The 24,541-nt window shown below is 57.6% G+C and carries 23 protein-coding genes; 7 read left to right on the forward strand and 16 right to left on the reverse strand.

The window, feature by feature from the left end; genetic code table 11:
* Positions 1 to 17 precede the first annotated feature (17 nt).
* From AC27HQ_RS02940 to AC27HQ_RS03000, 13 genes are all read right to left on the reverse strand, one after another.
* Positions 18 to 1,667, reverse strand: a complete 1,650-nt coding sequence (locus AC27HQ_RS02940) for a diguanylate cyclase (RefSeq protein ID WP_487154398.1) — start codon at positions 1,665 to 1,667, stop codon at positions 18 to 20.
* Positions 1,651 to 2,007 (reverse strand): response regulator, encoded by a 357-nt coding sequence (locus AC27HQ_RS02945; RefSeq protein ID WP_487154602.1) that lies wholly within the window; start codon positions 2,005 to 2,007, stop codon positions 1,651 to 1,653. The genes AC27HQ_RS02940 and AC27HQ_RS02945 overlap by 17 nt, the downstream gene beginning before the upstream one ends.
* Before the next feature lie 141 nt (positions 2,008 to 2,148).
* Positions 2,149 to 6,636 (reverse strand): PAS domain-containing protein, encoded by a 4,488-nt coding sequence (locus AC27HQ_RS02950; RefSeq protein ID WP_487154399.1) that lies wholly within the window; start codon positions 6,634 to 6,636, stop codon positions 2,149 to 2,151.
* A gap of 75 nt (positions 6,637 to 6,711) precedes the next feature.
* Positions 6,712 to 7,485 (reverse strand): SDR family NAD(P)-dependent oxidoreductase, encoded by a 774-nt coding sequence (locus AC27HQ_RS02955; RefSeq protein ID WP_487154400.1) that lies wholly within the window; start codon positions 7,483 to 7,485, stop codon positions 6,712 to 6,714.
* A gap of 83 nt (positions 7,486 to 7,568) precedes the next feature.
* A complete protein-coding gene (locus tag AC27HQ_RS02960) occupies positions 7,569 to 8,936 on the reverse strand; it encodes an ATP-binding protein (RefSeq protein WP_487154401.1) in 1,368 nt (455 codons plus the stop codon).
* On the reverse strand, positions 8,933 to 9,595 hold the full coding sequence (locus AC27HQ_RS02965) for a response regulator (RefSeq protein WP_487154403.1): 663 nt from the start codon (positions 9,593 to 9,595) through the stop codon (positions 8,933 to 8,935). The genes AC27HQ_RS02960 and AC27HQ_RS02965 overlap by 4 nt, the downstream gene beginning before the upstream one ends.
* 9 nt (positions 9,596 to 9,604) lie before the next feature.
* Positions 9,605 to 10,225 carry a tetratricopeptide repeat protein gene (locus AC27HQ_RS02970; RefSeq protein WP_487154404.1) on the reverse strand — a complete coding sequence of 207 codons (621 nt, stop codon included), beginning with the start codon at positions 10,223 to 10,225 and terminating at the stop codon, positions 9,605 to 9,607.
* Complete coding sequence (locus AC27HQ_RS02975; protein ID WP_487154405.1) at positions 10,222 to 11,040, reverse strand: SDR family oxidoreductase; 819 nt, start codon at positions 11,038 to 11,040, stop codon at positions 10,222 to 10,224. Before AC27HQ_RS02975 ends, AC27HQ_RS02970 begins: the two co-directional genes overlap by 4 nt.
* A complete protein-coding gene (locus AC27HQ_RS02980; protein WP_487154407.1) occupies positions 11,024 to 11,701 on the reverse strand; it encodes an iron-containing redox enzyme family protein in 678 nt (225 codons plus the stop codon). The genes AC27HQ_RS02975 and AC27HQ_RS02980 overlap by 17 nt, the downstream gene beginning before the upstream one ends.
* A complete protein-coding gene (locus AC27HQ_RS02985) occupies positions 11,698 to 13,173 on the reverse strand; it encodes an AMP-binding protein (protein ID WP_487154408.1) in 1,476 nt (491 codons plus the stop codon). Before AC27HQ_RS02985 ends, AC27HQ_RS02980 begins: the two co-directional genes overlap by 4 nt.
* The gene (locus tag AC27HQ_RS02990) at positions 13,160 to 13,849 is read right to left on the reverse strand and encodes a thermostable hemolysin (RefSeq protein ID WP_487154409.1); all 690 of its coding nucleotides are present in this window, start codon (positions 13,847 to 13,849) and stop codon (positions 13,160 to 13,162) included. The genes AC27HQ_RS02985 and AC27HQ_RS02990 overlap by 14 nt, the downstream gene beginning before the upstream one ends.
* A 39-nt stretch (positions 13,850 to 13,888) precedes the next feature.
* A complete protein-coding gene (locus AC27HQ_RS02995; RefSeq protein ID WP_487154411.1) occupies positions 13,889 to 14,542 on the reverse strand; it encodes a lipopolysaccharide kinase InaA family protein in 654 nt (217 codons plus the stop codon).
* Positions 14,539 to 15,237, reverse strand: coding sequence for a class I SAM-dependent methyltransferase (locus AC27HQ_RS03000; RefSeq protein ID WP_487154412.1), 699 nt, complete (start codon positions 15,235 to 15,237; stop codon positions 14,539 to 14,541). The genes AC27HQ_RS02995 and AC27HQ_RS03000 overlap by 4 nt, the downstream gene beginning before the upstream one ends.
* Before the next feature lie 93 nt (positions 15,238 to 15,330).
* Here AC27HQ_RS03000 and gltS point away from each other — a divergent pair, with 93 nt between their 5' ends.
* Complete coding sequence (gene gltS / locus AC27HQ_RS03005) at positions 15,331 to 16,581, forward strand: sodium/glutamate symporter (protein WP_487154413.1); 1,251 nt, start codon at positions 15,331 to 15,333, stop codon at positions 16,579 to 16,581.
* On the opposite strand, the gene AC27HQ_RS03010 is transcribed toward gltS, so the two are convergent.
* Positions 16,578 to 17,036, reverse strand: coding sequence for an OsmC family protein (locus AC27HQ_RS03010; protein ID WP_487154414.1), 459 nt, complete (start codon positions 17,034 to 17,036; stop codon positions 16,578 to 16,580). The two genes, gltS and AC27HQ_RS03010, sit on opposite strands and share 4 nt — an antisense overlap.
* 102 nt (positions 17,037 to 17,138) lie before the next feature.
* On the opposite strand from AC27HQ_RS03010, the gene AC27HQ_RS03015 reads away from it, so the two are divergent.
* The 6 genes from AC27HQ_RS03015 (at position 17,139) to AC27HQ_RS03040 (ending at position 22,995) form a co-directional block, all read left to right on the forward strand.
* Complete coding sequence (locus tag AC27HQ_RS03015; protein WP_487154415.1) at positions 17,139 to 17,468, forward strand: ArsR/SmtB family transcription factor; 330 nt, start codon at positions 17,139 to 17,141, stop codon at positions 17,466 to 17,468.
* The gene (locus tag AC27HQ_RS03020; RefSeq protein ID WP_487154416.1) at positions 17,465 to 17,899 is read left to right on the forward strand and encodes a YeeE/YedE family protein; all 435 of its coding nucleotides are present in this window, start codon (positions 17,465 to 17,467) and stop codon (positions 17,897 to 17,899) included. The genes AC27HQ_RS03015 and AC27HQ_RS03020 overlap by 4 nt, the downstream gene beginning before the upstream one ends.
* A 3-nt stretch (positions 17,900 to 17,902) precedes the next feature.
* A complete protein-coding gene (locus tag AC27HQ_RS03025) occupies positions 17,903 to 18,322 on the forward strand; it encodes a DUF6691 family protein (RefSeq protein ID WP_487154417.1) in 420 nt (139 codons plus the stop codon).
* Complete coding sequence (locus tag AC27HQ_RS03030) at positions 18,322 to 20,073, forward strand: SulP family inorganic anion transporter (protein WP_487154419.1); 1,752 nt, start codon at positions 18,322 to 18,324, stop codon at positions 20,071 to 20,073. Before AC27HQ_RS03025 ends, AC27HQ_RS03030 begins: the two co-directional genes overlap by 1 nt.
* A 169-nt stretch (positions 20,074 to 20,242) precedes the next feature.
* Positions 20,243 to 20,710 (forward strand): c-type cytochrome, encoded by a 468-nt coding sequence (locus AC27HQ_RS03035; protein ID WP_487154421.1) that lies wholly within the window; start codon positions 20,243 to 20,245, stop codon positions 20,708 to 20,710.
* Positions 20,711 to 20,820: 110 nt separating this feature from the next.
* Positions 20,821 to 22,995, forward strand: coding sequence for a CHASE domain-containing protein (locus AC27HQ_RS03040; protein WP_487154422.1), 2,175 nt, complete (start codon positions 20,821 to 20,823; stop codon positions 22,993 to 22,995).
* Here the strand turns inward: AC27HQ_RS03040 and AC27HQ_RS03045 are convergent, their stop codons facing one another.
* Entirely contained in the window at positions 22,996 to 23,670 is a 675-nt protein-coding gene (locus AC27HQ_RS03045) for a cytochrome b/b6 domain-containing protein (protein ID WP_487154423.1), read from the reverse strand.
* A 65-nt stretch (positions 23,671 to 23,735) separates the two neighbouring features.
* Positions 23,736 to 24,512, reverse strand: a complete 777-nt coding sequence (locus AC27HQ_RS03050; protein ID WP_487154424.1) for an SDR family oxidoreductase — start codon at positions 24,510 to 24,512, stop codon at positions 23,736 to 23,738.
* Positions 24,513 to 24,541: the final 29 nt, after the last annotated feature.

The raw sequence follows: 24,541 nt of genomic DNA on the forward strand, positions 1-24,541 counted from the left end.
TTGCAACCCTGCCGCGGTTATACGAGCTGGTTGACGATACAGTTGCGGCCCTGTTCCTTGGCGCGATAGAGGTTCTTGTCGGCTAACTCCAGAACCCACTCCCTTGTCCATTCAGGCGCGTCACAGGCACTGATGCCAGCACTGAAACTGCAAGTGAAGGTGCCGCTTGGTGCAGTGAACTGCAGCCGGTTGAAGTCGCGACGGATCTCGTCCAGCAGTTGTGTGGCCTGCTCGGCATTGCAGGCCGGCAGTACTGCGACAAATTCCTCACCGCCGTAACGACCGAGCCGGTCAATCAGACGCAGACGCTGGCGCAGCAGGTTGGCCAGGGCTCGAATGACGTTATCACCCATGGCGTGACCGTGCGTATCGTTGATCGACTTGAACAGATCGATGTCGATCATGGCAACACTGACTGGCTGTTGGCTGCGTACCGCCCGCTCAATTTCGATAGTCAGTTGTTCCTTGATATCGGCATGTTTGAGCAGCCCGGTCAGACTATCACGGGCCAGCGCCTGGCTCATGCGCCGGGCGCGTTGTGAGCGGGAATAGACGGCATTCAGCAGATCACTGTCATTGATCGGCTTGGTGATGAAGTCGTCTCCAGCCTTGATCAGAGCAGCCATTTGCAGACGGGCATCGGTCTCAGCAGACAAATAGATAATGGGAACACGCAGCCAGTCGTCGTTCAGACGAATCATCTGCGCGAGTTCAGGGCCGCTGAACTCAGGCATATTAACGTCCATTAACACTACATCAGGGGCAAATTCGGTCATCACATTGAGAAGCTCGGTTGGCTCAAGAAGAACCTGTACAAGCATGTCACTGCTACGTAGTACAGCTTCAAAGCGGCGTGCCAAAGTTACGTCATCGTCAATAATCAGTACCCGAAAAGGCTTGCTTTGACGCTTGTTGAAGCAGCGTTCAAGTCCGTTTTCCAGCGCCGGCAAATCCACCGGTTTAGTAAAAAACCCCTGTGCGCCGGCCCTGACAGCCTGGAGTTGCTTTGTGAAACTAGAGTCATCGGCCAATACAATCAGTGGCAGCGACTCATTAAGTCCCTGATGTAAGTCCCTAAGACAGATCAAATCAGCTTGAACAATCAGGCTGAAATCAATGATCAACGCATCAGGTAAGCCGGCCTTTAGGGCAGTAGTCAGGTCACTGAAACGGCTGAAGCCAAGCGTTTCATAGCCAAAGCTGTTAAGGGTATTGCAGATTTGGTCAGACAAAGCTCGATTACTTTCCAGCAGAAAAATGCGGCGATGTCGTTCTGGCAGGCTTGAGTCTGATGCTGGGCTGGGCGCTGGCGTGTGCTCAGCAGGCGGCACTGAGTTGCTGGCGATCTGTGATAACAGCTGTTGCAATGCGGAAATAAGTGCGTCTATAGCAGACGCATCCAGTTCATTTGTGGGGCTATTCTTTATCTGCTGTTCAAGAGTACGCGCATTCTCGCCCAACGTACTTAAACCGAAAGTCCCGGCGCTGCCAGCAATTTTATGCAGGCGATTGAGCAGCTCCAACAGTATGGGCTCAGGGTCTACCGGCCTGCCGTTCAGAGTCTCAGCCAGTTTGAGCATGGCCGATAACTCGTGTTCCGCGTGAATGCGAAAATGGCTATTCAACTTGTGCAGTTGTGCCTGCAACTGCTTATTGTTTTTCGGCATGGAATTGGGACCATATTGAACGGATTTGATCAGCCAACGTCATGGGATCAAAGGGCTTGCTGATCACTCCGGCGGCGCCCAACTGATGGTATTCATGCAGCTCATTGCCCTGTACCTTGGCCGTCATGAAGATCACCGGGACCCGGTTCTGACTTGGTATCTGTTGTAAATGCGTCAGGGTTTCCGGACCATCCATGCCGGGCATCATCACATCCAGCAGAATGACGTGGGGCGCAAACTTCTCCACCTGTTCAAGGCCTTCCTTGCCCGAGCTGCAGCTTACAACCCGAAAGCCACCGACAATTTCCAGGGCAACACGCGCCACTTCCTGAATCGACAGGTCGTCTTAAATGTGTAAAACACGTTCCAGCTCAAGCATAGGTCAAGGGTCTCGATACGCTACGAATAACTGGCATCCTGCCATCTGCTCCAGTCAATATAGTGTACTGCGCCTGGACGGCAATCTGTTCAGAGGTTTTTTTCATGCCTGCGATTCCGGTCCCTGGGAATGATCAGTGGGACGAGCGTCAAAGCGGCACCAGAACCGAGAGCCCTGGCCGAGTTCGGATTCGACCCCTACCTCGCCGTGCATATTCAACGCCAGCTCCCGACTGATGGCCAGGCCCAGGCCGGTGCCGCCTCGCTGGCGGGTGTCGGTAGCGTCGACCTGGGAAAATTTACGAAATAACCGATCATGGAATTCCGGCGCAATACCAACACCCTGATCGATGACGGAAATGCACACACTCGTGCCTTCCAGCACGGCGTCCAGCAGCACGCGTTGACCGGGATGCGAGAATTTTGCGGCATTGGACAGGAAGTTGCTGAGTATTTGTTCCAGGCGGCGGGCATCGAGTGTGACCCGCACCGGGTCGATTCGACCATAATCAAGGTGAACGCCAAACTGGCTGGCATAACTGCGATTGCTTTCCAGGGCCCGCCGTAGAATCGGTGTCAGGTCCTGTTCCTGAAGTTTCAGGGGCATTTTACCGGCGGCCAGTTTGTCCATATCGAGTAGATCATTGATCAGCAGATTTAATTGCTGACTGTTGTCATGGGCAATATTCAGCAGTCGGGCCATCGACTCGGGTATGGGCCCAAGAGCACCCCCTTTGACTAGCCCGAGTGCGCCGGCTATAGCGGTCAGCGGGGTGCGCAGCTCATGGCTGACGGTGGAGACGAACTGGTCCTTGAGCTGGTCAATCCGGTGCTGTTCGGTGGCATCCCAGATAAAGCCACTGAGCCATAGCAGGTTGCCTTGGGCGTCGTATTCACCCCGGCCTTTCTCCCTGACCCAGACGGCATGGCCGTCGGCATGCACAACCCGGTAAGCCAGCTCGAAGCTTTCGCGCCGGTTGATCTGCTCGCCTGCCGCATAGGTGATGTGCAGGTCGTCCGGGTGCACGACACTGGCGTAACTGCGCACCTGACTGTTGGTGAAATCGCTGGCGGGATAGCCCGTGATGGTCTGGATTTCATCGCTCAGGTAGGACATGGTCCAGTCAGCATCATTGTTGCAGCGATAGACCGCTCCCGGCAGGTTACTGACCATACTACGAAAGCGTGATTCACTTTTTTGCAGGGCACGGGTGGTTTGAATCAGGTCGGTGATATCGGTAGCAATACCAAGGAAGCCGCTTACATGGTTGCTTTCGTCGCGGATCGCGGTCACCGTCAGGTTGACCAGGCGATGGCTGCCATCCTTGTGCACGTAGGTCCAGGGCAGGGTTTCACCGCCGCCTTCGCGAACATTGCAGATAAATACGTCAAAACCGCTGATCTCATATCCCTTTTCCTGGCTCAGCATGTGCCCGCGCCGCTCAATTTCATTGGCCAGGTGAAAGACCGCAGGACTGGCCCGGTTGATCATCTCTTCGGCGTGATAGCCGAGCAGCTTTTCAGCACCGCTGTTGAACAGCGTGATGGTGCCTTGCAGATCGGTGGTGATAACCGAGACTTCGGTGGCCGCATCGATCACCGCGCGCAGGAAAGCGCGGGCCTGATTGATCTGCTGGTCGCGCTGCATATCGGTACTGATGTCAGCATGGGTACCGCTCATCCACAACGGTTCACCGTCATCGCCGCGGCTGATCAACTGGCCACGGGAGTGCACCCAGACCCAGTGACCCTGCTTGTGACGCATGCGGCATTTGCAGTCGTAGTAATCCACGGCCCCGGAAAAGTGCTGTTGCAGCTGAAAGTCGGATTCGGCCAGATCGTCGGGGTGGGTCAAATTGCTCCAGGTTTCAATACTGATCGGCGCCAGCTCCTCCAGACGATAACCGACAATGTCAGCCCAGCGTGCGTTGAACAAGGTTTCTCCGGTTTGTACATTCCACTCCCAGGTACCAATATTGGTACCGCGAATGATGCTCTCGAGCCGTGCCCGTTCATGTTCCAGCGTCAGCTCGATGTGCTTGCGCACAGTGATATCAGTAATGAAGCCATGCCACAGGGTGTCGCCATTCGTCAGACGCTCAGGCATGGCGTTGCCAGCCAGCCAAATTTCACCCGACTGAGGATGGTTAACCCGGTACTCGCTCTGCCAAATAGCCAAAGACTGGGCTGATTGACTAATACTCTCTTGCACCCGCAGAAGATCGTTGGGATGTATGGTTTTAAAAGCTTCGGTAGCATCTTCACGGACGTATTCCGGTCTTATGCCATAAATATCCATCAACCCCTGGCTGGCATAGGGAAAGCTGGAGTGACCGTCACTGTGTAACTGGAACTGATAAACCACACCCGGCAGTTGTTCGCTTAACCGGTTGAATCGTTCCAGCAGCCGCTCGCGTTCTCTGTTGCTGCGGTCCTGACTTACGACGGCACTGACCCAGCGACCCATCAGGCGGATAAATTCCAGATCGGTATCGGCAAAGGGTTGTTCGCGTGCTTCAGCGGCGCTGAAATTCAACGTGCCAAAACGCTCACCGTTGACTATCAGAGCCACGCCCAGGTAGCTCTCCAAGCCAAACAGAGCATAGCAGGGATGACCACTGAAGCGGGATTGCCCCATAAACTCGATCGCCAGGACATCGCTTTGCTGCAGGGTCAGGGCGCAATAGGTACTGCCCAGTTCGAACTGTTGTCCTGCCGCAAGCTGGTTATCCGGACTGCACTGCGCCAGTACCCGGTAAGTGTCGCCCTCGATCTGACTGATGATCCCGACGTCCAGTCGCAGATAACGACAGCCGAGCGCCAGCGCCCTGTTCAGGCGGTCTTCCAGCTGCAGATTGGGTAATGCCGCGATCTCATTCATGGCCCGCAGGGCGCGGCGCTGCTGCTCGATCCGTAGCCGCGAGGCCCGCTCCTCGTGGTCACGCCGCAGCGCATGGATCAGTTGTCCCAATGAGCTTAACAGCGGCAATAGATAGGCCAGTTGTTCCTGGGTATAACCGCCCTCGCGGTTGGCCAGCCCGACCATGCCGACCATCTCGTCACCGAACAGGATGGGCAGGCCAGCAAAGCTTTGCAATGGCGGGTGTCCGGGGGGCAAGCCACCGCGGTGCGGGTCACTCAACGGGTTGTTGCTTATGTAGGGGCGGCCGTGCTGCAACACCTGACCGAACAAGGTGTCCAGTCGGGTGAACCGCATGCCCGTGGCTTTGCGGGCATCGTAAAATTCCCGGCTTTGTTCATCCCAGGCAATATTGCTAATGGTATAGGTTTGCAGGAAAGGCTGGCCTTCGTTATCGCGCAATACCTGGCCAACAAAACCAAAGTGGCTACCCGTCAACTCAAGAATCTGCGCCAGCAGTTGATCAAAGCTGTCGCTCAGATTACTGGCTTTGATATAGGCCGACTGGGTCTGGGAAATGATATCCAGCAGCTGACGTGCCTGTTCACGTTCCAGCGCTTCCTGTTGCAGGCGTATTTGATGCCGTTTTTCGCGGCGTCGCACGCTTTCGCGGGTTGCCAGCATCAGGCCCCCAAGCAACAGCATGGCCGCGACAAAGGCGATGAACCAGGTCAACAAGGCGCGGCGCTTTTCCCCTTGATGCTGGAGCCAGAGCGGATTGATATCGCGCCAGACCAATACCAGCGCGGAGGGGTTGCCCTGCTCATCCAGCCGCGACTGAAAGTCGACCATCGGCACGCTGGTCAATAAATAATAACGCCCGTCCAATGCCAGCTCGGCGTTGCCATCCTGGCGCAGGGACTGGCGTACCGAGTCGGCTGAAAACCACGCCATGGCATCGGCGCGCGAGCTTTGATCCAGCCACCAATCACTGCCTTTAAGCTCGATCAAACCAACATCGGTATGATCCAGGACGATATCTTCCAGCAGGCTGCGATTGAGTAGCAGAGCCAGTCCGGCCTGCAGGTCATCATCCAGTTGCTGAAGTTCTGGCAGCATGCCAAAACCGACTTCCAGACTGGCAATCACTCTGCTGCCAAACCCGCTACTGTCACTGATTGGCACAATACCGCGCATGCCGGAACCATGTCGCCCGGTTTCCATGCCGCTGAGGGCTGTATTCTGTTGCTGGACCTGTTCAATCATCGGGCGCACACCCACCAGGCTGTCGCCCCAGGCAGCGGGCTTGTGCATGCGCAGCAGACTCACAGCTCCGGGGGCCAGATGGATATGCAGTTGATTGGCGCCGGCCTCTTCGAGAATGCGCCAGAACCCCGACAGGTCATGCTCCAGCTGCGCACGTAGACTGATCAACACCGGATCATCGGGGCCTTCGCGTTGGTACAACAGGGCAATGCGGCGAATCAGGCGCAGGGTGTCGGGGTCTTCTGCCAGACTGTGGGCCGCCATCAGCGCTTGACGGCGCAGGGATTGTTGCGACTGCTCGACCGCCATGCGCTGAATCTGTGATTGAGCCTGTAGCTGCTCCTGCCACTGGGTATCGCGCTGGCTATGGTCGTACCAGGCGAGGAACACAAAGAACACGGCCAACAGCAGCACCCCGGCCAATAGCAGAGGACGTTCATTGCGACGCAAATCAATAAGGGGCATAGGGCGATCAGTAGTCCGGAGGCGCGATACCCTTAACATAGAGGCATTTTGCCAAAGCCGCCATGCCCTATCGGGTCAAAGACTGTTGTTCAGGTGACCACCGTCAATATTCAGTACGGACCCGGTCATGAATGAGCCGGCGTCGCTGGCCAACAGCAACAGCGGACCACTGAGTTCCTCGAGTTGGCCGAGGCGACGCATGGGCACCTTGTCGCGAATATAGTCCTGACCTTTGGCGGTGGCAAAGTAGTCATCATTCATTTCGGTGCGAAAGTAACCCGGCGCAATGGCATTGACGCGGATATTGTTGCGCGCCAGCTCCACCGCCATGGCCTTGGTCAGTTGCACCACACCTGCCTTGGCTACCGCGTAATGACTGAGCGCCTGACCGACGCGCAGGCCGAGGATCGAGGCAATATTGATGATGCTGCCACCCTGCGGGTTGGCGGCCATGGCTACCGCCCCTCGATGCGCCACACGCCAGGCGCCGTCCAGATTGGTATCGAGCATGCTGCGCCAGTTGCCCTCGGTCATCTGCAGAAAGGGTACGGCATCACCGATCCCGGCATTGTTGACCAGAATATCGACCTGGCCATAGGTCAGCTCCGCCTGCTTGAAGCCTTGATCGATACTGTCGGCATCGGTCACATCCATGGTTACGGCCAGGGCTTGATAACCCTGTTGCTGCAGCTCCTCGACCAGTGCCGCCAGGCGTTCGGCACGTCGGGCTGCCAACACGACCCGGGCCCCAGCCGCCGCCAGTACCCGGGAAAAGTGGGCACCCAGGCCACTGGAGGCACCGGTTATCAGCGCGGTTTTTCCACTCAGATCAAAACGTGATGGAGACATAACGGGCTTTCCTGTTTGCAAAAAAGTCCAGTATCCACGAAAGCAGGATGCCCCTCCAGCCCGCCTGGACTGATAGAGTCAGTTCAAGCGGACGCTGAAACCGGTAAGAGGATGTCGACCCGCAGTCCACCCAGTGCACTGCGGCCAAAGCGTAGCTGACCAGCATGGCGTTCAACAATGCGCTGGGTAATCGACAGACCTAGCCCAGCCCCAGCCTGGCTGCCGGCACTGTGAAAACGCTCGAGTAATTGTGCATGTTCGGCTTCAGAAACCCCTGGCCCGCTATCTTCTACGCAGATACGTAGTTGCTGGTCTGTCTGGCTCAGGTGAAGACGAATCTGGCTAGCGGCCGGGCTGTGTTGTATGGCGTTACCAACCAGGTTTTGTATCAGCATGGGCAGGCTACCGGGTTCCAATACCAGCGTAGCAGGCAGCTCACCCTCGACATCAAAACCCAGTGTCTGCTGTTTTTTCAGAGCCAAGGGCATGAGTTCAGCCAGCTCGTTACGACAGGTACTCAGCAGGTTGATGGGTTGCCTTGGCTGTACCTGGCCCTCGCCCAGGCGTGCCAGCGTCAACAATTGGCTGACCAGTCGGGTAGCCCTTGCTACGCCGGATTGCATATGAGCCAGTGCATTAGCCTGTTCATCTGGGTTAGCGCTTTGGCAAGCATTCTCAGCATGAATACTGAGCACGGCCAAGGGTGTGCGTAATTCATGTGCGGCATCGGCAATAAAACGCTGTTCACGCTCCAGCAGTTGCTGCAGTTGAGCCAGCAGGCGGTTCAGTGCTGCCTGCATGGGTTCCAGTTCATCCGGCAACTGCGAGATAGACAGGGGCGCCAAGCTGTCTGGCTGACGGTCCCGTATCAGCCTTGCCATGCTTTCCAGTGGTCTGAGTCCTGAGCCTATGGCTAGCCAGACCAGCAACAGCAACACCGGGATGATTAGCAGGTCTGGTAGCAAGGTCGAGCGGACAATTTTTCCAACCAGTTCGCCGCGCACATCTTCACGTTCGCCCACCCATATCGCCATGCCCCGCTGCGAGTCTGTCAGCACATAGCGCCGCCAGCCTTTGTCTGCACGCTGCAGGTTGGCGAAACCCGGTGTCCAGTCGTCCTGTGATAGTGACGGGGCATTATAGGAACTGGCGATAGTCTGGCCCGCGGCATCACGTACCTGATAAGCCAGCTTGCTTTCGTAGCGGTGGCCTAGTGTAGGCTCGGCACCGGCGACCTCGATCAGCGTGGCCGCCAGCTGCTGGTGATCCTGCTGTGCTTCGGGTAAACGAAGCAAGCCTTGCAGCACCCGTGCGCTGATGCCGAGTTGAGCATCAAAGAGCTCTTCAATTTCGTGGGTGGCATCCAGGTAACTGATGGTATTGAGCGCCAGGGAGCCAAGCAGCAGCAGGCCGAGAACACGGAGCAGGATACGTCTGCGAATCGAGTTCATGCCTGTCGCTCAATCATATAGCCGACGCCGCGCATAGTACGGATCAGCTCAGGGAACAGCTTACGTCGCAGGTGATGAATGTGGACCTCCAGGGTATTGCTGTCGACCTCTTCGTTCCAGCCATACAGCGCCTGTTCCAGCCGATCGCGACTGAGAACCCGATCTGGCTGGGCAAGTAACTCATGCAGCAGCACGAATTCCTTGGGTGACAGATTGATTTCGCAACCGGCATAGGTGACTTGCTGGTTTTGCGGATCGAGGGTAACCCCGCGCAGATTGATAACAGGCTCTGCCCGGCCGTTGCTGCGGCGTAACAAGGCCCGAAGTCGGGCCTTGAGCTCCGCGCTGTCAAAGGGTTTGACCAGGTAGTCGTCCGCGCCAGCATCCAATCCGGCAATCCGGTCCTGGATACCGTCACGGGCGGTCAGAACCAGCACGGGTACGTTGTGATGGCGGTCGCGCAGCGCCCTTAGCACGGCCAAGCCATCCATGCGCGGCAGGCCCAGATCCAGAATAGCCAGATCAAAGGTCTCGCTACTCAGGGCATGCAAGGCATCCATGCCATCTTGCAACCAGTCGAGGGTATAGCCTTCGCCCTTCAGCGCAGTCAGTATGCCCTCAGCGAGGGCTTGGTCGTCTTCGATCAGCAATAGCCGCATCAGTTAGTCTCATAGTGTATCGAGCAGGGTCTGAATTTCGTCCTGCCGACCCTGGTCAGCCAGTTCACGACCAGGCCGAGGGGCCGCGGCTTGAGCCTTTTGCAGGGCGGCTCTGGCTTCAGCATAGCGCTTTTGCTCTAACAAATAGTCAGCCCAGAAAAAGTTGGCATCAATGCCGTCTGGATTGATCCTGAGTGCCTGTTGCAGCAACTGCTCGGCGCGCTCGTTGTCGCCAAAGCCTATCGGCCATCCCGGAACCTGATAATACAGCGCGCCAAGACTGGTATAAGCCGAGCCATCCAGCGCTTGAGGGTCCAGATGGATGGCTTGCTCCAGGTGCTGCTTGGCTTCTTTGACTTTACCCAGCGCGCTTAGCCCGCCCGCCGCACCGGCCCAGCTACTGAGGATAATGCCATGCCAAATGTGTATTGCAGCATTGTCAGGTTCATTTTCAATCAGTTGAGCTGAGTTGGCCGCCAGTTGTTCATAGGCGTTGGCTTGCTGGTCGGCGGGCAAGGTATAGCGGATTTGTGCCCAGCGTTCCTGCACGGGAGCCAGATCGGCGGCCTGGCTGATCAGTGCCAGGCTCCAGAGCGCCGCAGTTATTGAGAGTTGTGCAAACCATTTCATGGGTGTTTCTCCATCACAACAGGGGTTTGGGCCGGGTTGGCAAAATGCTGTACGGTGCTGAGCTGACGGCGTAATGCATAATCAACCAGCCGTGGAAGCAGGCTGTTGAGACGAACGAACAGCCGTTCGGGCCAGCCTAAATGGACCTCACGCAGGTCGTGCTCAAGGGCTTTTACCAAGGCTGCAGCGACCTGCTCAGGACTGTCCATACTGACCTGTAAAGCACTGTTCATGGCGTTGACCTGAGGGCTGTTCATCTCGGTGTTGGTTGCCCGTGGGGCGAGATACAGCACGCCCACATGGGTATCGGCTAGCTCTCGGCGCAAGGCTTCAGAAAAACCGCGCAAAGCAAATTTACTCGCACAATAGGTACTGAATCCGGGATAGCCGATGGCACCAAAGGTCGATCCAATATTCACTACGCAGGCCTTTGGTGCGCGCTTAAGAAGAGGCAGCAGCGCGTGTGTCAGTTGCAGTGTGGAGGTCAGGTTGGTGTCGATCAGGTCGCTGATGCTGTGCTCGTCCATGGATTCGAACAGGCTGAAACGATTAACACCGGCGGCGTTGATCAACAGGTTAAAGTCTGACAGCTCGCGAGCGGCTTCCAATACCCGCAGGCGATCGGTGGAAAGACGCAGATCGGCTTTAAGGCTGATGACCTGATCAGCATAACGCTCCGTCAATTGCGTCAGTAAGTCGGCCTGACGACCGACTACCATGACCTTGGCGCCAGCCTCACACAAGGCCGCGACCATGGCCTGACCCAGGCCGCCGGTCGCGCCAGTCAGAATGACCGAACTAGCTTGCAAGCGCATGGTGACTCTCCTGTGAGCCGGGGAGGCTTCGGAACATCTCCGCATAAAGGCGGTATATAACCTTGGCAGTCTGTATTACCGCTGCCTGGTCTTTTGGATCGCTTAACTGGTTGACCAGTGTTTCGAAAAACTTCATATGCTCCTGATCAAGTGCACCGTGTGAGCTCAGATAACTGAAGGCTTTGTTTGGCAGCCCCAGGCCTTTTTGCAGTGCCCCGGCTGCCTCGCTGGCCAGGGCAATGCTGGTGCCTTCAAGGACAAATACCATGCCCAACATACTGGCCGGATTGAGCCGCTGGATGCGGTCATACATGGTGCTGACCATCAGTTCGGTAGCCATGTTTGGTTGGCCATGCCTGACGGCCTCAGCATCACCGCCACAGGCACGGATATCGTTGAGTATCCACTCCTGGTGACCTATTTCCTCTTCAATGTATTCGGCCATCGCGGTGCGCAGCCACTCTTTGTCAGCGCCGAGCCGCGAGCCGCAAGCCATGAGCAAGGGGACCGTATGGCTGACATGGTGAAAGGCCTGTTCAAGAAAGGCGATGTAACTGTTTAAGCTAACCTCGCCCTGCAGCGCTGCTTGTACCAGTGGTGATGCAAACAAATAGGCGCGCTCAGTTTGGGTGTTGTCTTGCAGCTGTTGAAAAAAACTCATGCGGACATCTCCTCGGGAATAAGTGCTGATAGTTCAGTCTGGTAATGCGTAAGAATGACTTCGCGGCGGAGGCGGCCATTGCCGGTCAGTAGTCCGTTTTGTACAGAAAAGGGGTCGCTGAGAACCAGCCAGCGCTGAATGCGGGCGTAGTCCGGAAGAACTGCATTAACGCGGGCGATCTCGTTGCTGATCTGTGTATGGCTGAAGGCAACCTGTCGTGGCACGATCAGCGCCAGGTTAATGGGCAAGGCTTCACCCTGAACCAGTGCTTGAGCTATGCCGGGTTGAGCACAGAGTTCGGCTTCGATCCACTCGGGGTTGACGTTGCGGCCAAAGGCCGTGATGAACTGGTTCTTTTTGCGCCCGAGCAGGGTCAGATAACCGTTCTCAAGGCGGCCAATATCGCCGGTTGGCAGCGGCTCAGGCGGGCTTGTCGGGTCGCCCAGATAGCCCAGATAACCGGCATCATGGACCAGGATTTCGCCGTCTTCAGCCAGTGACAGGCGGCAATGCGGTAGCGCTTGACCAACGCTGCCGGGACGCTGATGGCCTGGTTGATTGAGGCAGACAACCGAGCCGCATTCGGATAGGCCATAGCCTTCAAAGACCGGAATGCCAAGGGCCGCCGCCTGCTCCAGTAAAACCGGCGCCACGCGGCCGCCACCGACGGCAACAAAGCGCAGACTGTCCGGTATCGGCTGAACCCGGGCTGCCTGCAGCAGGGCGTGCAGCAGTTGTGGCACCAGCACCAGACTGTGCGGTTGCGACGCATGTAATACCTGTAGCAGCCGCGCCATATCCAGTTGGCTGCCGCGCAGTCCGCTATCAACTGGCAGCGTGATAGCGGCGCCCGCCAACAACGCGGCATAGACGCCGACGTTGTCCAGCAGAACCGCCAGCGGCAGCACGACCAGATGGCGTTGCGGCTCGACACGGGCACAGGCCTGTCGCAGGCTGGTGGCTACCCGCAGCAGATGCTCAGCCGAGAGGCAGACGCCCTTGGGCTGGCCGGTACTGCCCGAGGTAAAGGTGATTTTGGCGGTTCCAGCGGGCAGATTGCGTGCTACCGGGTCGCGATGCAGCAGGCCTTGGCCACCAAGGTTAAAGCCCTGCTGCAGGTCGCGGCTGTGAACGGGCAGCGTCCCGATCAGCGTATCGACAGCGGCGGTCTCGAACACATGCTGCAGCTGCTCACGGCTGAAAAAGCCGGGGATGGGTACGCAGACCCGTTCGGTTTTGAGGATCGCTAGATCCCACAACACCCACTCAATGCCATTCTCCAGCGCCAGCGCAATGACCCGTGAACCGCTGCCGCGCAGCAGCGCAGCGCGTTGATCAATGGCCGCTAGCAGCTGGGCATAATCAAGCACCTTATTACTTTCACAGAGTGCCGGGAGGGCCGGCAGATGTGCCGCCAACTGCCTCAGCCTTGCCCAGAAAGCATCCTGTGCTCTTGTCTCAGGCGCAGTCATGGTGATGCTCCCGGGCAATCTGGTGGTATTGCGCTTGAAAGCCCAGCCGCTGGAATAGGCCTCGTTGCTCCAGTTGCGCCAGACCTTCAGGGATATAACCGGCCATGACCTGCGGACGGGTGGCGTAATAGCTGCCCCATTCCTGTTGTTGCTCGCCCAGTCTGTCGGGATTGGCGCTACCGAGGTTGACTGGGCTCAGTGCCAGGCGCTGGAAGGTGTTGAGCAGCATCGGGGTACCGGTGAATACCACCCAGCCAAAGCCGCTGTGGATCAGGTAGTGGGTCAGCGCGATGATCAGCAAGCGTGCCGAGCCTGGCGCCAGGGAAGCCATATTGCCGACCTCGACCAGTTGTTCGCGCAGCGGTGAAAAGCGGCTGTTGCCGGCAATCTGCTGTTCGGCGCGCCTATCAAGATATTGTTCAAGAAACAGCGGCCCTTGCGCTGCAGGTCTCAACCCGACCACGGCTTGCAGCGCGCCCTGCTGCCAGAGCCCCAGCAACTGAGGCATGAAGTGCCGGACGTCGGCACCGTAGGTATGGGCAAAACGCTGACGTACAAAGTCTTCAAGCTGCGCGCGTTGCGGGCTGCCGTTGTGTTCTTCCTGACACAGACTCAGGTGATACTGTCCGGCAAAGGTAGCCAGCGCTGGACAGGGTTTGTCGATCAGTTTTGACATGGTTTTCTCCAGTGATGGGCCAAGCCTGCGCGCGGAAACTTAAGATTGGCTTAAGGCCTGCGCATGGGCATCCAGCAGCACCTGCCAGTCGGTGCGGTCAAACAGACTCTGATGCCGTTGCAGCTGACTCAGGTCGTGCTGTGCACAGGCTTTGCTGCGACTGCGCCAGCGCATTTTTTCGAGATCAATCAGCGCGATATGGCATTTCCCAGCCTGTTGTCGGACAAACACATGCTTGTCATACAGGCAGCCGTGTTGCAGGTGGTGGCGGTGTAGTCGGCCCAGGCTGTTTCCCAGCGAGCGGGCCAGGCACTGACGTGCCTCAGGAGATGGCATGATCAGCTGGTCTAGAGCAATGAATCCCTCAAGGGCTTCCAGTACCAGCACCGCAGAGTCACCTGAACGAGCGCTGAACAGCGGCGCAGGACAGCCGATGCCAAGTCGCTGTAGTTGCCGTAGATTGCGATGCTCGCGACACAGGGTTGGCCAGCCCTGGGGATGCCGCCAGTCGCGGCACAGGTGGTGAGTCTGACGCTTGATATACAGGTTGCGGTCATGCCACTGGCTGCGCAGCACCCCGCTCCAGCCGCCGCGTCGCTGGTTCGGCGGCTCAACCCACTCGCCGGGTAACTGCCACCAGAAGCTGAACGGGTCCATCGAGGCGCTTGCCTGCACGGCCAACGGGCTGATCATGCTGCGGCCTCGGGGCTTGGGTTGCGGCGCAGGACATAGACCCGCCACATGGCATAGCCGGGCAGAAAATCCTGATAGGCCTGAATGCTGAAGCCGGCTTCGATAAACAGCTGCTCGATTTCGTCGCGCCTGGCGACAAAACGGTTGTTATTTTCTGTGCTGTCCCTGGCGGCCCGGCGTGCCTCCAGCCGCGCCCGGCGGCGGGCCTTGAGGTTGCCATCAACCCAGAGCGAAATGATCAGGCTGTCACGGCTTACCCGGTGACATTCGCGCAGCAATGCCAAACGGTGACTGCGGTCTTCAACGTGGTGCAACAGGCGCATGCAGAATACGCTGTCGACACTTTGCTCCGGTAGGTCGATAGCAAAGGCCGAGGTATGCAGCAGTTGCACGCGCGCCAGGGTCGCCGGACTGTGTACGCGCCGAGCGACCTCGAGCATGCCCTCGGCATTGTCGGCAGCAATCAGCTGGCGCTGCGGTTGGCTCAGCAGCGTGGGCCAGAAACGCCCTGCGCCGCAGGGCAGGTCGAGTACCTGCCGTGGCTCACCAGCCTGCGCCAAGGCCCAGCGCGCCAGCTGTTGATCGCGCCAGTCGGACAGACGTCGGGCAAGCCCACGGCGGTGTTTGTGCCAGTAGGCTTCGGCGTGGGCTTGGTCGTATTTGTCTGAAAAAGCGAGGGAAATGGGCGATGACATGATAGGACTCCCGTATGAATTGAGTCCTGAGCCTGACCAGCGAAACTTAAGATTGGCTTAAGGAGGCGTGCCTTGTTGTTCAGGACTGTTAACATGTTTAGTCACGGTCAACCTGAAGACGCGCCTGTCATGGATGTACCCAGCCAGCTCCTTATCAATACGCCCATTACCCTGGCTCTGGCGATCATCGCCCTGTGGCTGGGGTATCAGATCAATAAGCACGTTCGCCTGCTGGACGAGTACAACATCCCGGCGGCGGTAACCGGCGGCTTGCCGATCAGTGCACTGGTGGCCTTGAGCGAGTTGCTGTCAGGCTGGGAAATTCGGTTTGATCTGGCTTTGCGCGATCTGCTGTTGATTGCCTTTTTCAGCACCATTGGTCTGTCGGCCCAGCTACGGCAAATGCTTGAAGGTGGCAAGGCCTTGGCCATCATGCTGGGGTTGGCAGTGGTTTTTCTGTTGTTCCAGAACCTGACCGGCACGGTGCTGGCCATGTTCGCCGGTGAAAGCCCCTTGTATGGACTGATTGGCGGCAGTATCTCGCTAGCCGGTGGGCATGGCACGGCGATTACCTGGGGGCAGATGTTCGAGGCGCATTTCGGGCTTGAGAACGCCAGTACTCTGGGTATGACCTTTGCGACAGTCGGCCTGATAACCGGCGGGTTGCTTGGTGGACCGGTAGCGGCCTTTCTGATTCGCCGCCATAAATTGGCGCCTGATCATTATGATTCCGAGCTGCAGCATGTCGAGGTAGGCAAGCAGACGACCTACCTGATCGACCTGAATAACCTGCTGACCGCCGTGCTACTGGTAGCACTGTGCTTTGCTCTGGGGGCGAGCGTATACGACTGGCTTTCGAGCTTTGGTCTCATGTTACCTGCCTTTCTTACTGCCATGTTTCTGGGCATTCTGCTGACCAACAGCCTTGAGTTGGTCAAGGTGCAGGTCGATCACCGCCCGATCCAGCTGATCGGCGACCTGAGCCTGCAGCTGTTTCTGGGAATGAGTCTGATCAGCTTGCCGCTGTTGTCACTGCAGGGCGCGCTGGGCATGATCAGCCTGGTGATGCTGATGCAAGCCGCGGTGATTGCCCTGTTCACGGTGTGGCTGGTATTTCCGCTACTCGGCCGCAACTATGATGCGGCTTGTATCAGTGCCGGCTTTATCGGCATGGGCCTGGGTGCGACACCGGTTGGCATTGCCAATATGAATGCCTTGACCAGCCGCTTTGGGCCAAGTCCCAAGGCCTATCTGGTCATACCATTACTCGGGGCATTTTTTATCGATATTGCCAATGCGACCCTGGTACAGCTGTTGCTGGGACTTGAGTTTTTTAGCGGTTAAAGCAGGCTGTCCTTTAGCAACTGCCCCGCGTTATCACGGATCCGCAGATGGATCGGCAGGCACTGGGCAACGCTCTGCGAGACGGTGCAGAACTGCTCGAACTGCCCGAGTATGCGTTCCAGTTTGTCGATCTCCTGTCCACTGTGTCCAAGGGTGATATCCACCATGACCTTTGTCACGCGCAGACGGTTGTCGGCATTGCGGCCAATCTCGCCAACAGCCTCGGTACGCATGCCGTCACTCGGCTGCTTGAACTTGTTCAGGGCAAAAATCAGGCTGTCAGTCAGACAGTTGGCCACCGCCGTGATCAGCAGTTCGGCCGGGCTGGGGCCGGCGGACTGGCCCAGCGGTGCTGGCTCATCGGTGATCAGGTCAGGGGTCTCACTGTCGAATACGGCCTTGAAGCGGTAGCCCTGTTGTTGTTCCAGTCGCAGATTCACGCTGCCTTCACTCATGTTGCTCTCCTCTGCCCTGTGGGTGCCGGGAAGGCGTCGGGCTGGACAACAATCTATTTTTATATATATTGTCTGTCAATATATTGTTTTGGAGAGGTGTCCATGCAGTCAGATCAGCACGCAATAGATCTGGAGCGCCTTCGCGGTGCAGCTGATAAGGCCCATGCATTGCTCAAGACCCTTGGCAACCGAGACCGGCTGCTGCTCTTGTGTCAGCTGGCTGAGGGTGAGCGCAATGTTGGTGAGCTTGAGGCTGCACTGGGCATAGTCCAGCCGACGTTGTCGCAACAGCTCAGTGTGTTGCGTCGTGAGGGCATGGTCAGTACCCGGCGCGAAGGCAAGCAGATTTATTACCGCATAACCAGTCAGGAAGCGCTGGCGGTCATCAACACGCTGTATCAACTATTCTGTGTGGAAGGAGACGGGTTATGAGTATTGATTGGCTTAATTTTACCCCCTGGTCAGCACTGATCGGCGGTTCACTGATTGGCCTCTCGGCCGCGTTGTTGGTGCTTTTCAATGGTCGTATTGCCGGGATCAGTGGCATGCTCGGCGGCCTGTTGACGCCACGTCAGAACGGCAACTTCGAGCGTTTACTGTTTGTGGCCGGCTTGTTGCTGGCGCCGCTGCTCTATTGGCTGCTGTATAACCGTCCTGTGTTGGTGATCGATGCCGGTCCGCTTGCGCTGGTGCTGGCCGGCCTGCTGGTGGGCTTTGGTTCGCGACTTGGTTCGGGCTGTACCAGTGGTCATGGTGTCTGTGGTCTGGCACGTCTGTCACCACGCGGTTTGGTTGCAACGCTGGTGTTCATGTTGGCGGGGTTTGTGACCGTCTACTTGCTGCGTCATGTATGGGGAGGCTGAAGCATGCGTAACCTTATGGCGTTTATTAGCGGCCTGATTTTTGGCTTGGGCCTGATCATTGCCGGGATGGCCAATCCGGCCAAGGTGCTGGGCTTTCTCGACCTGTTCGGTCAGTGGGATCCATCCTTGGCGCTGGTTATGCTCGGTGCCATTGCCACCGCTTTTTTGCCCATGCAGTGGGCCCAGCGGGCAAGCACCAGTCTCAGTGGCGAGCCGATGGACCTGCCCAAGAACCGTCAGATTGACCGGCGTCTGGTCCTCGGCGCATTGATCTTCGGTGCGGGTTGGGGCGTGGCCGGTTTTTGTCCCGGTCCGGCGCTGGTGGCGCTGGGTGTGGGTATGCCTCAGGCGCTGCTGTTTGTTGCTGCCATGCTGGCCGGTATGCTGCTCTTCAAGCTGTATGACCAGCGGATGGCGCGTTGATGCTGGAAAACCGGCGTCTGCAGCCTCCCGGTGGAACCGGGATATTGGCCTGGGCGCGGCATTATCGGCGCGCCTGGCTGGCTGGTGACCTGACCGCCGGGCTGGTGGTCAGCGTGATGATCATTCCCCAGAGCATGGCCTATGCCATGCTCGCCGGTCTGCCGGTGCAGGTGGGACTATATGCCAGTCTGTTGCCGCTGCTTGGCTATGCCCTGTTTGGCAGCAGTATGAGTCTGTCGGTGGGTCCGGTTGCGGTCACCGGTTTGATGACCGCGACCTTGCTGGCGCCGCTGGCCGCGGCCGGCAGCGCCGACTATTTGCAATTGGCGATTTGGTTGGCGCTGTTGTCGGGCTTGATGCTCTTTGTTGCCGGGCTGTTGCGCCTGGGTTTCATGGCCAACTTTCTCAGTCATCCTGTTATCAGTGGCTTTATCAGCGGCGCGGCCATTTTGATTGTGCTTAGCCAGTTACCCTACCTGCTTGGCTTGTCCCGTTTGCCAGAGGGTTTTTCCGTACTGCCAGCCCTTGCGGCACAGATCAACTGGCTGGTGGCGGCCGTCGGTACTGTCTGTTTGCTTGCCCTGCTGTATGCCCGCACTCGGCTGGCCGGACACTTGCAGCGGCTTGGACTTGGCCCGGTATTGGCAACCCTGCTGGCGCGTCTCACACCGATTCTGGTGTTAGCGCTGGCTCTGCTGGCCAGCAGTGTGCTGGATTTTGCCGGGCGCGGGGTACCGGTGGTCGGTAATCTGCCGGCGGGGTTGCCGGTCTTCAACTGGGCAACCCCAGGATTAGGCGTTCTGCAAAGCCTGCTGGTGCCGGCCCTGTTGATCAGTCTGGTGAGCTTTGTCGAGAGTGTCTCGATTGCCCAGTCATTGGCCCGGCGCAAACGCCAGAGCATCGAGCCGAACCAGGAGCTGCTGGGGCTGGGTGCAGCCAATATCGGTGCCGGACTGAGCGGTGGCTTTGCCGTGTGTGGCGGTTTTTCACGTTCTGCGGTGAATGTCGAAGCCGGTGCCAATACCCCGCTGGCGGGAGTGGTGGCCGCCGCCGTGATTGCGCTGATGCTGATCACCATTGCCCCGCTTTTTGCCCAGCTACCGCTGGTGGTGTTGGCGGTTGTCATATTGCTGGCCGTCATTCCGCTGATTGACGTGCAAAGCCTCAAGCGTGCCTGGCGCTATGATCGGGTCGAGGGGGCAACACTCCTGAGTACCGCTCTGGGTGTACTGCTGCTGGGTATCGAGGGTGGCATTGTGCTGGGCATCTGTCTGTCGATTGCCGCGCAGCTCTGGCGCGGCAGCCGACCCCATGTGGCGGTGGTAGGCCGGGTACCGGGCAAGCAGTATTTCCGCAACACCCAGCGCCATCTGGTGGAAACCGTGCCGCATCTTCTGGCGCTGCGCATTGATGAGAACATCTTTTTTGCCAACACCAAGGCGGTTGAGCAGGCCATATACCGGGCCCTGGGTGATTACCCCGATACCCGAGAAGTGCTGTTGATCCTGTCCGCAGTCAACCATATTGATGGCACAGGTCTGGACATGCTCAGCGAACTCTCTGAGGGTTTGTTAGAGCGTGGCGTACAGGTGCATCTGGCTGAGGTCAAGGGACCACTGATGGACCAGCTGGAGGGCACCGATTGGCTGCGCGAACAGGTAACAGAAGTCTTTCCGAGCACTGATATCGCCTTTACCACCCTGGCCAATCTGCAGCGCTCTGCCAGTGAAGCAGATGACGAGAAGGCTTAGACATGGCTGGTGAATACCCCGGCGCAGGCTCTAAAACAGTCTTATACTCAGGTTCAGCCAAAGGTCTTGCTGGACAGACCTGCCACCGTGAACCAAGGTGACAGGTCTGCGTCAACCTTGACGTGATATCAAACCGTGATCAGTCAGTCGTTTTTACAAGGAGTACGTCATGAAAAGCATTATCGCCGGATTGTTGGGTTCCGTGGTGTTTGCCGCCAGCCTCAGCGTGGTAGCCCAGGTATCACCTGAAGATCAGATCAAAATCCGTAAAGCCGGATACAGCTTTATGAGCTGGAATATGGGCAAGATCAAAGCACAGGTGATTGACGGTAGCGTTGAATATAACCAGGCGCAGGTGGTCTCGGCAGCGAACACCATCGCGGCTATTGCCAACTCGGGCATGGGCTCATTGTACGGACCGGGTACCGAGCAGAATGTTGGTGATCAAGTCACCCGTGTTGATCCAGCGTTGTTTGACAACTTCCCCGATGTGATCGAGTTGTCTGGAAACTTTGTGGCGGCTGCCGACAACCTCGCTGCACAGGCTGCGACCGGCGACCAGGCCAGTATCCGCAGTGCCTTCGGTGAGCTGGGGCAGAGCTGCAAGGCCTGTCATGACAAGTACCGTATGGACTGAGTTTGGACTATCGCCGTGTCATTGGCGTGGACACCTGCTGATATAGGGCACCGGGTAAATTACCCGTGTCATAGCGGCTCCCGAGCCTGTTTATTGATCTGGGCATGTGCATGCAATTAGAGAATAAATTCAAGCCGTTCAGATTGCCTCAGCACGTATATAGCTGGGAAAACCGGGCGGCCTGGATAGTGCTGGTGCTCTCACTGTGCATGGTCATGTTGTCCTGGTACAGCTTGCGCGATATCGGCAGGCGGGCGGCTGAGCAACAGTTCACGCTGCATAGCCAGGAGCTGTTGCAGGTGATCAGCAAGCGGATGCTTGATCATGAGCTGATCCTGCTTAGCGGCGCGGCTATTCTGGATTTGCAACAGCAGGTCAATCGTGAGGAATGGGCGCGTTTTGTTAGCGCTTTGCGCGTCGCGGAGAACTATCCGGGTATTCAGGGTATTGGTTTTGCCCGGGTTATAGAGCCTGTTGATTTGTCGGGCTTCGAGCATGCTTTACGCGAACAAGGTTTTGCTGACTTTAAGGTGCACCCTCCAGGTCAGCGAGAGCGCTATTCCAGTATCGTCTTTCTGGAACCCTTTACTGGGCGTAATCTGGCTGCATTCGGCTATGACATGTTATCTGAGCCGGTTCGTCGACAAGCAATGTTGAGAGCCGCTGAAACCGGTGAAGCGACCTTGACCGGGCGCGTTACGCTGGTGCAGGAGACGCACGGCGAGGTACAAGCGGGTCTGCTGATGTATGTCCCGGTCTACCAGTCGGGTGCTGAGTTATCAACGCCAGCGCAGCGCCTTGCTGCATTACGCGGTTTTTCCTATAGCCCCTATCGCGTATCGGACCTGATGCAGGGCATGCTCAGTCGTCAGCCGGTCAGGGTTGACTTCATTCTTTATGATGGACTCGAGCCCAACGAATCGAACCTGTTGTTCAAAAGCCATACTGACCTGAATAGTGCCCAAGCTGCCGAGGCACTTTACTCGCTGGAACTCTATGGGCAGGTATGGACAGTGGCTGTGTATTATCCAGCAGGCTTTCTGGCAGGCTTCTTCAAGGGCCAATGGCTGGTCATCGTGCTGGGTTTATTAGTCAGCTTTTTGCTTTTTGCGCTGCTCACCAGCCTGGTTAACCGCCGTATTCAGGTGCAGGCATTGGCAGACAACATCACCTTGAAGTTGCAGAAAAAAGAGTTATCCCTGCGACTCAGCGAAGAGCGCTTGAGTCTGGCGCTCAAGGGCAGTAACGACGGCTGGTGGGATCTGGATGTGCTGGCCCAGAGTTTCTTTGCCTCAGCCCGGGTATGGCAGCTGATAGGCCGTAGCGCAATTGAGCGCGAACAGACAGGGTTTGACTGGCGACAGCTGGTCATTGAAGACGACCAGATGCGTTTGAAACAGGCTGTTGTGGAGGCCTGGAAAGCCAAGGAACACTATGTATCGATTGAGTGCGAGCTGTTGCACGCTGAAGGGCATCCGGTTCCGGTGCTGCTGCGTGGTTATATCCTGACTGATCCACAAGGTCAGGCGCAGCGTATCAGTGGCACGTGTATGGATCTGACTGAGCGGCGGCAGATCGAACGGATGAAAAACGAACTTATCTCGGTTGTCAGCCATGAGCTACGCACGCCAGTCACCGCTATTTCCGGCGCGCTGGGATTGATTTCCGGTGGCGCACTCGGCGAGGTACCGGAGACCGTGAAGTCCATGTTGTCCATCGCAGAGCAGAACAGTCAGCGCCTGAGCCATCTGATCAATGACCTGTTGGATATGGATAAATTGATGGCTGGAAAAATGCAGCTCGATATTCGTGCCCATTCCCTTCACGCACTGCTGACGGACGCGCTGACCGTACATCAGACCTATGCACAGCAGTTTCAAGTTGGTTTGCAGCTGAGTGCGTCACCGGATGAGTACATAATGGCTGACGCCCTGCGTCTGCAGCAGGTGCTCTCCAACCTGCTGTCGAATGCGATCAAGTTTTCTCCCGAAGGCGGTCAGGTAAGGGTTGCAGCAGAACGTGATGGCCAACAGGTCCGTGTTTCAGTCTGTGACCAGGGGCCGGGTATACCGCTGGCGTTTCATGAAAAACTGTTCAAGAAGTTTTCCCAGGCAGACGCCAGTAATAGCCGGCAAAAGGAAGGAACGGGTCTAGGCCTGGTGATCAGCAAAGAGCTGATTGAGCGCATGCATGGGCGCATCGGGTTTGACTCGGTTGAAGGCCAGGGAGCCTGCTTTTGGTTTGAGCTTCCTTGTTGTCCTGAGCCGGCGCCAGAGTCTCTCTGATTACCAGGCCGGCACCGCCGGTGCCGGTGGCGGGGCTGGAATCCAGCTGCCGTTGGCCAGCCACAGCCCGGCTGCCGTCACCGCCAGCGTCACCAGAAACACCAGCCAGCCGCCACCACGCGGCTGTTCGACCGGTTGCTGCACCTGCTTGTGTCCATGAATCATCGGGCCCAGCAGGTGTTGGCCACGCCAACGATAGACCACAATGGCCAGAATATGCAGCGCTAGCAAGGCGTACAGCAGTTCCTCCGTGCGCCTGTGCCAGCTACTCAGCAGATTGCCCAGATCCATGGATACCGCTCGGCTGAGTGGCCCGCTGAAGGCAATATCATCGTTGCTGAACAGGCCGCTGGTGGCCTGAAAACCGAACAGTCCAATCAGTGCAAACACCGACAGTGCGCCCAGCGGACTGTGCCCCAGCCCCTGCCATTGCCCGCGCAGATAGGCCAGCAGGCGGCCCGGCGTGGGGAAAAAGCTGATAAATCGCGAGTGGGTCGAGCCCAGTAGCCCCCAGACCAGTCGGAACAACAGCAAGGCAAATACCGCCAGGCCAAAGCGGCCATGCCAGATCATCCAGTTGCCTCCCAGCTGTACCGTGATCAGCGCGCCCGTGACGGCCAGCACCAGCAACCAGTGAAACAGACGCAGGGGAAGGTCCCAGACTTTGACGCGCATCAGTAAACTGCTCCAGATCTGAAAATCCAAGGCTAACCGCAGGCCAGAGCCTGCGGCAAGCTGAATCAGACCAGCCGCGCCAACTTGTCGCGGAGCTTTTCCGGATCGTTGCCGGCGGCCTTGTCCAGCTCGGCCAGCTCCTGGGGCACATACCAGTGCAGGGTGTCGGACTGGTACGCATGCCATACCACTTTGGCTACCTCGACGGCTTCAATTACGCGGAACGGCCCGGTCGGCGCGGCTGCCGCGAGCAGGGCATCGTCCGGCATGCCGGTGCGGATCAGGCCCGGTAGCACGTCGGCAACGCGGATATCGTATTGTCGAAATTCGTTCGACAGCGCCTCGGTCAGACCTTTGACCGCGTGTTTGGTCGCCGAATATACGGCAATCAGCGGCATGCCCATGGTCGCCGAGGACGACGAGGTGGTGAAGCACAGCGCATTGGGTGTGGCCTTGAGCAACGGCAGGGCGCAGTGAATACCGTTCAGCACACCAATAAAATTGACCTGAACCAGACGCATCTGCTGCTCAAAGGGCATTTCGTCAAACAGGCCACGCATGGCGATTCCGGCGTTGTTGAAGAGAATATCCAGGCGCCCGCCACTGGCTGTGGAAAAGGCCTCGATGGCCTGTTCATAGGCCGCCTTATCGCTGACATCAAGCTGACCAATCAGGCAGTTGTCGGCCCCCAGTTCAGTCTGCAGGTCTTGCAGGCCTGACGGGTTGAGATCATAGGCACCGACAAACCAGCCCTGCTGCTGAAACAGTCTGGCGGTTTCCCGACCCATGCCGGACGCGGCGCCGGTGATGAAGATGGATTGACGACCTGCGGCCTGTGACATGCGGATAACCCTCTGTGGATAACTGAACA

The sequence above is a fragment of the Halopseudomonas sp. 4NH20-0008 genome (assembly GCF_057548395.1).

What these genes read in the sequence shown, in the direction of transcription:
- AC27HQ_RS02955 (WP_487154400.1), bottom strand. Translation starts at nt 7,485, where the DNA reads ATGTCTCCATCACGTTTTGATCTGAGTGGAAAAACCGCGCTGATAACC.
- AC27HQ_RS03010 (WP_487154414.1), bottom strand. Translation starts at nt 17,036, where the DNA reads ATGAGTGAAGGCAGCGTGAATCTGCGACTGGAACAACAACAGGGCTAC.
- AC27HQ_RS02950 (WP_487154399.1), bottom strand. Translation starts at nt 6,636, where the DNA reads ATGCCCCTTATTGATTTGCGTCGCAATGAACGTCCTCTGCTATTGGCC.
- AC27HQ_RS02985 (WP_487154408.1), bottom strand. Translation starts at nt 13,173, where the DNA reads ATGACTGCGCCTGAGACAAGAGCACAGGATGCTTTCTGGGCAAGGCTG.
- AC27HQ_RS02960 (WP_487154401.1), bottom strand. Translation starts at nt 8,936, where the DNA reads ATGAACTCGATTCGCAGACGTATCCTGCTCCGTGTTCTCGGCCTGCTG.
- AC27HQ_RS03020 (WP_487154416.1), top strand. Translation starts at nt 17,465, where the DNA reads ATGAGTATTGATTGGCTTAATTTTACCCCCTGGTCAGCACTGATCGGC.
- AC27HQ_RS03000 (WP_487154412.1), bottom strand. Translation starts at nt 15,237, where the DNA reads ATGTCATCGCCCATTTCCCTCGCTTTTTCAGACAAATACGACCAAGCC.
- AC27HQ_RS03025 (WP_487154417.1), top strand. Translation starts at nt 17,903, where the DNA reads ATGCGTAACCTTATGGCGTTTATTAGCGGCCTGATTTTTGGCTTGGGC.
- AC27HQ_RS03045 (WP_487154423.1), bottom strand. Translation starts at nt 23,670, where the DNA reads ATGCGCGTCAAAGTCTGGGACCTTCCCCTGCGTCTGTTTCACTGGTTG.
- AC27HQ_RS02995 (WP_487154411.1), bottom strand. Translation starts at nt 14,542, where the DNA reads ATGATCAGCCCGTTGGCCGTGCAGGCAAGCGCCTCGATGGACCCGTTC.
- AC27HQ_RS03050 (WP_487154424.1), bottom strand. Translation starts at nt 24,512, where the DNA reads ATGTCACAGGCCGCAGGTCGTCAATCCATCTTCATCACCGGCGCCGCG.
- AC27HQ_RS03040 (WP_487154422.1), top strand. Translation starts at nt 20,821, where the DNA reads ATGCAATTAGAGAATAAATTCAAGCCGTTCAGATTGCCTCAGCACGTA.
- AC27HQ_RS02965 (WP_487154403.1), bottom strand. Translation starts at nt 9,595, where the DNA reads ATGCGGCTATTGCTGATCGAAGACGACCAAGCCCTCGCTGAGGGCATA.
- AC27HQ_RS03035 (WP_487154421.1), top strand. Translation starts at nt 20,243, where the DNA reads ATGAAAAGCATTATCGCCGGATTGTTGGGTTCCGTGGTGTTTGCCGCC.
- AC27HQ_RS02990 (WP_487154409.1), bottom strand. Translation starts at nt 13,849, where the DNA reads ATGTCAAAACTGATCGACAAACCCTGTCCAGCGCTGGCTACCTTTGCC.
- AC27HQ_RS02940 (WP_487154398.1), bottom strand. Translation starts at nt 1,667, where the DNA reads ATGCCGAAAAACAATAAGCAGTTGCAGGCACAACTGCACAAGTTGAAT.
- AC27HQ_RS02975 (WP_487154405.1), bottom strand. Translation starts at nt 11,040, where the DNA reads ATGCGCTTGCAAGCTAGTTCGGTCATTCTGACTGGCGCGACCGGCGGC.
- AC27HQ_RS03015 (WP_487154415.1), top strand. Translation starts at nt 17,139, where the DNA reads ATGCAGTCAGATCAGCACGCAATAGATCTGGAGCGCCTTCGCGGTGCA.
- AC27HQ_RS03030 (WP_487154419.1), top strand. Translation starts at nt 18,322, where the DNA reads ATGCTGGAAAACCGGCGTCTGCAGCCTCCCGGTGGAACCGGGATATTG.
- gltS (WP_487154413.1), top strand. Translation starts at nt 15,331, where the DNA reads ATGTTTAGTCACGGTCAACCTGAAGACGCGCCTGTCATGGATGTACCC.
- AC27HQ_RS02980 (WP_487154407.1), bottom strand. Translation starts at nt 11,701, where the DNA reads ATGAGTTTTTTTCAACAGCTGCAAGACAACACCCAAACTGAGCGCGCC.
- AC27HQ_RS02970 (WP_487154404.1), bottom strand. Translation starts at nt 10,225, where the DNA reads ATGAAATGGTTTGCACAACTCTCAATAACTGCGGCGCTCTGGAGCCTG.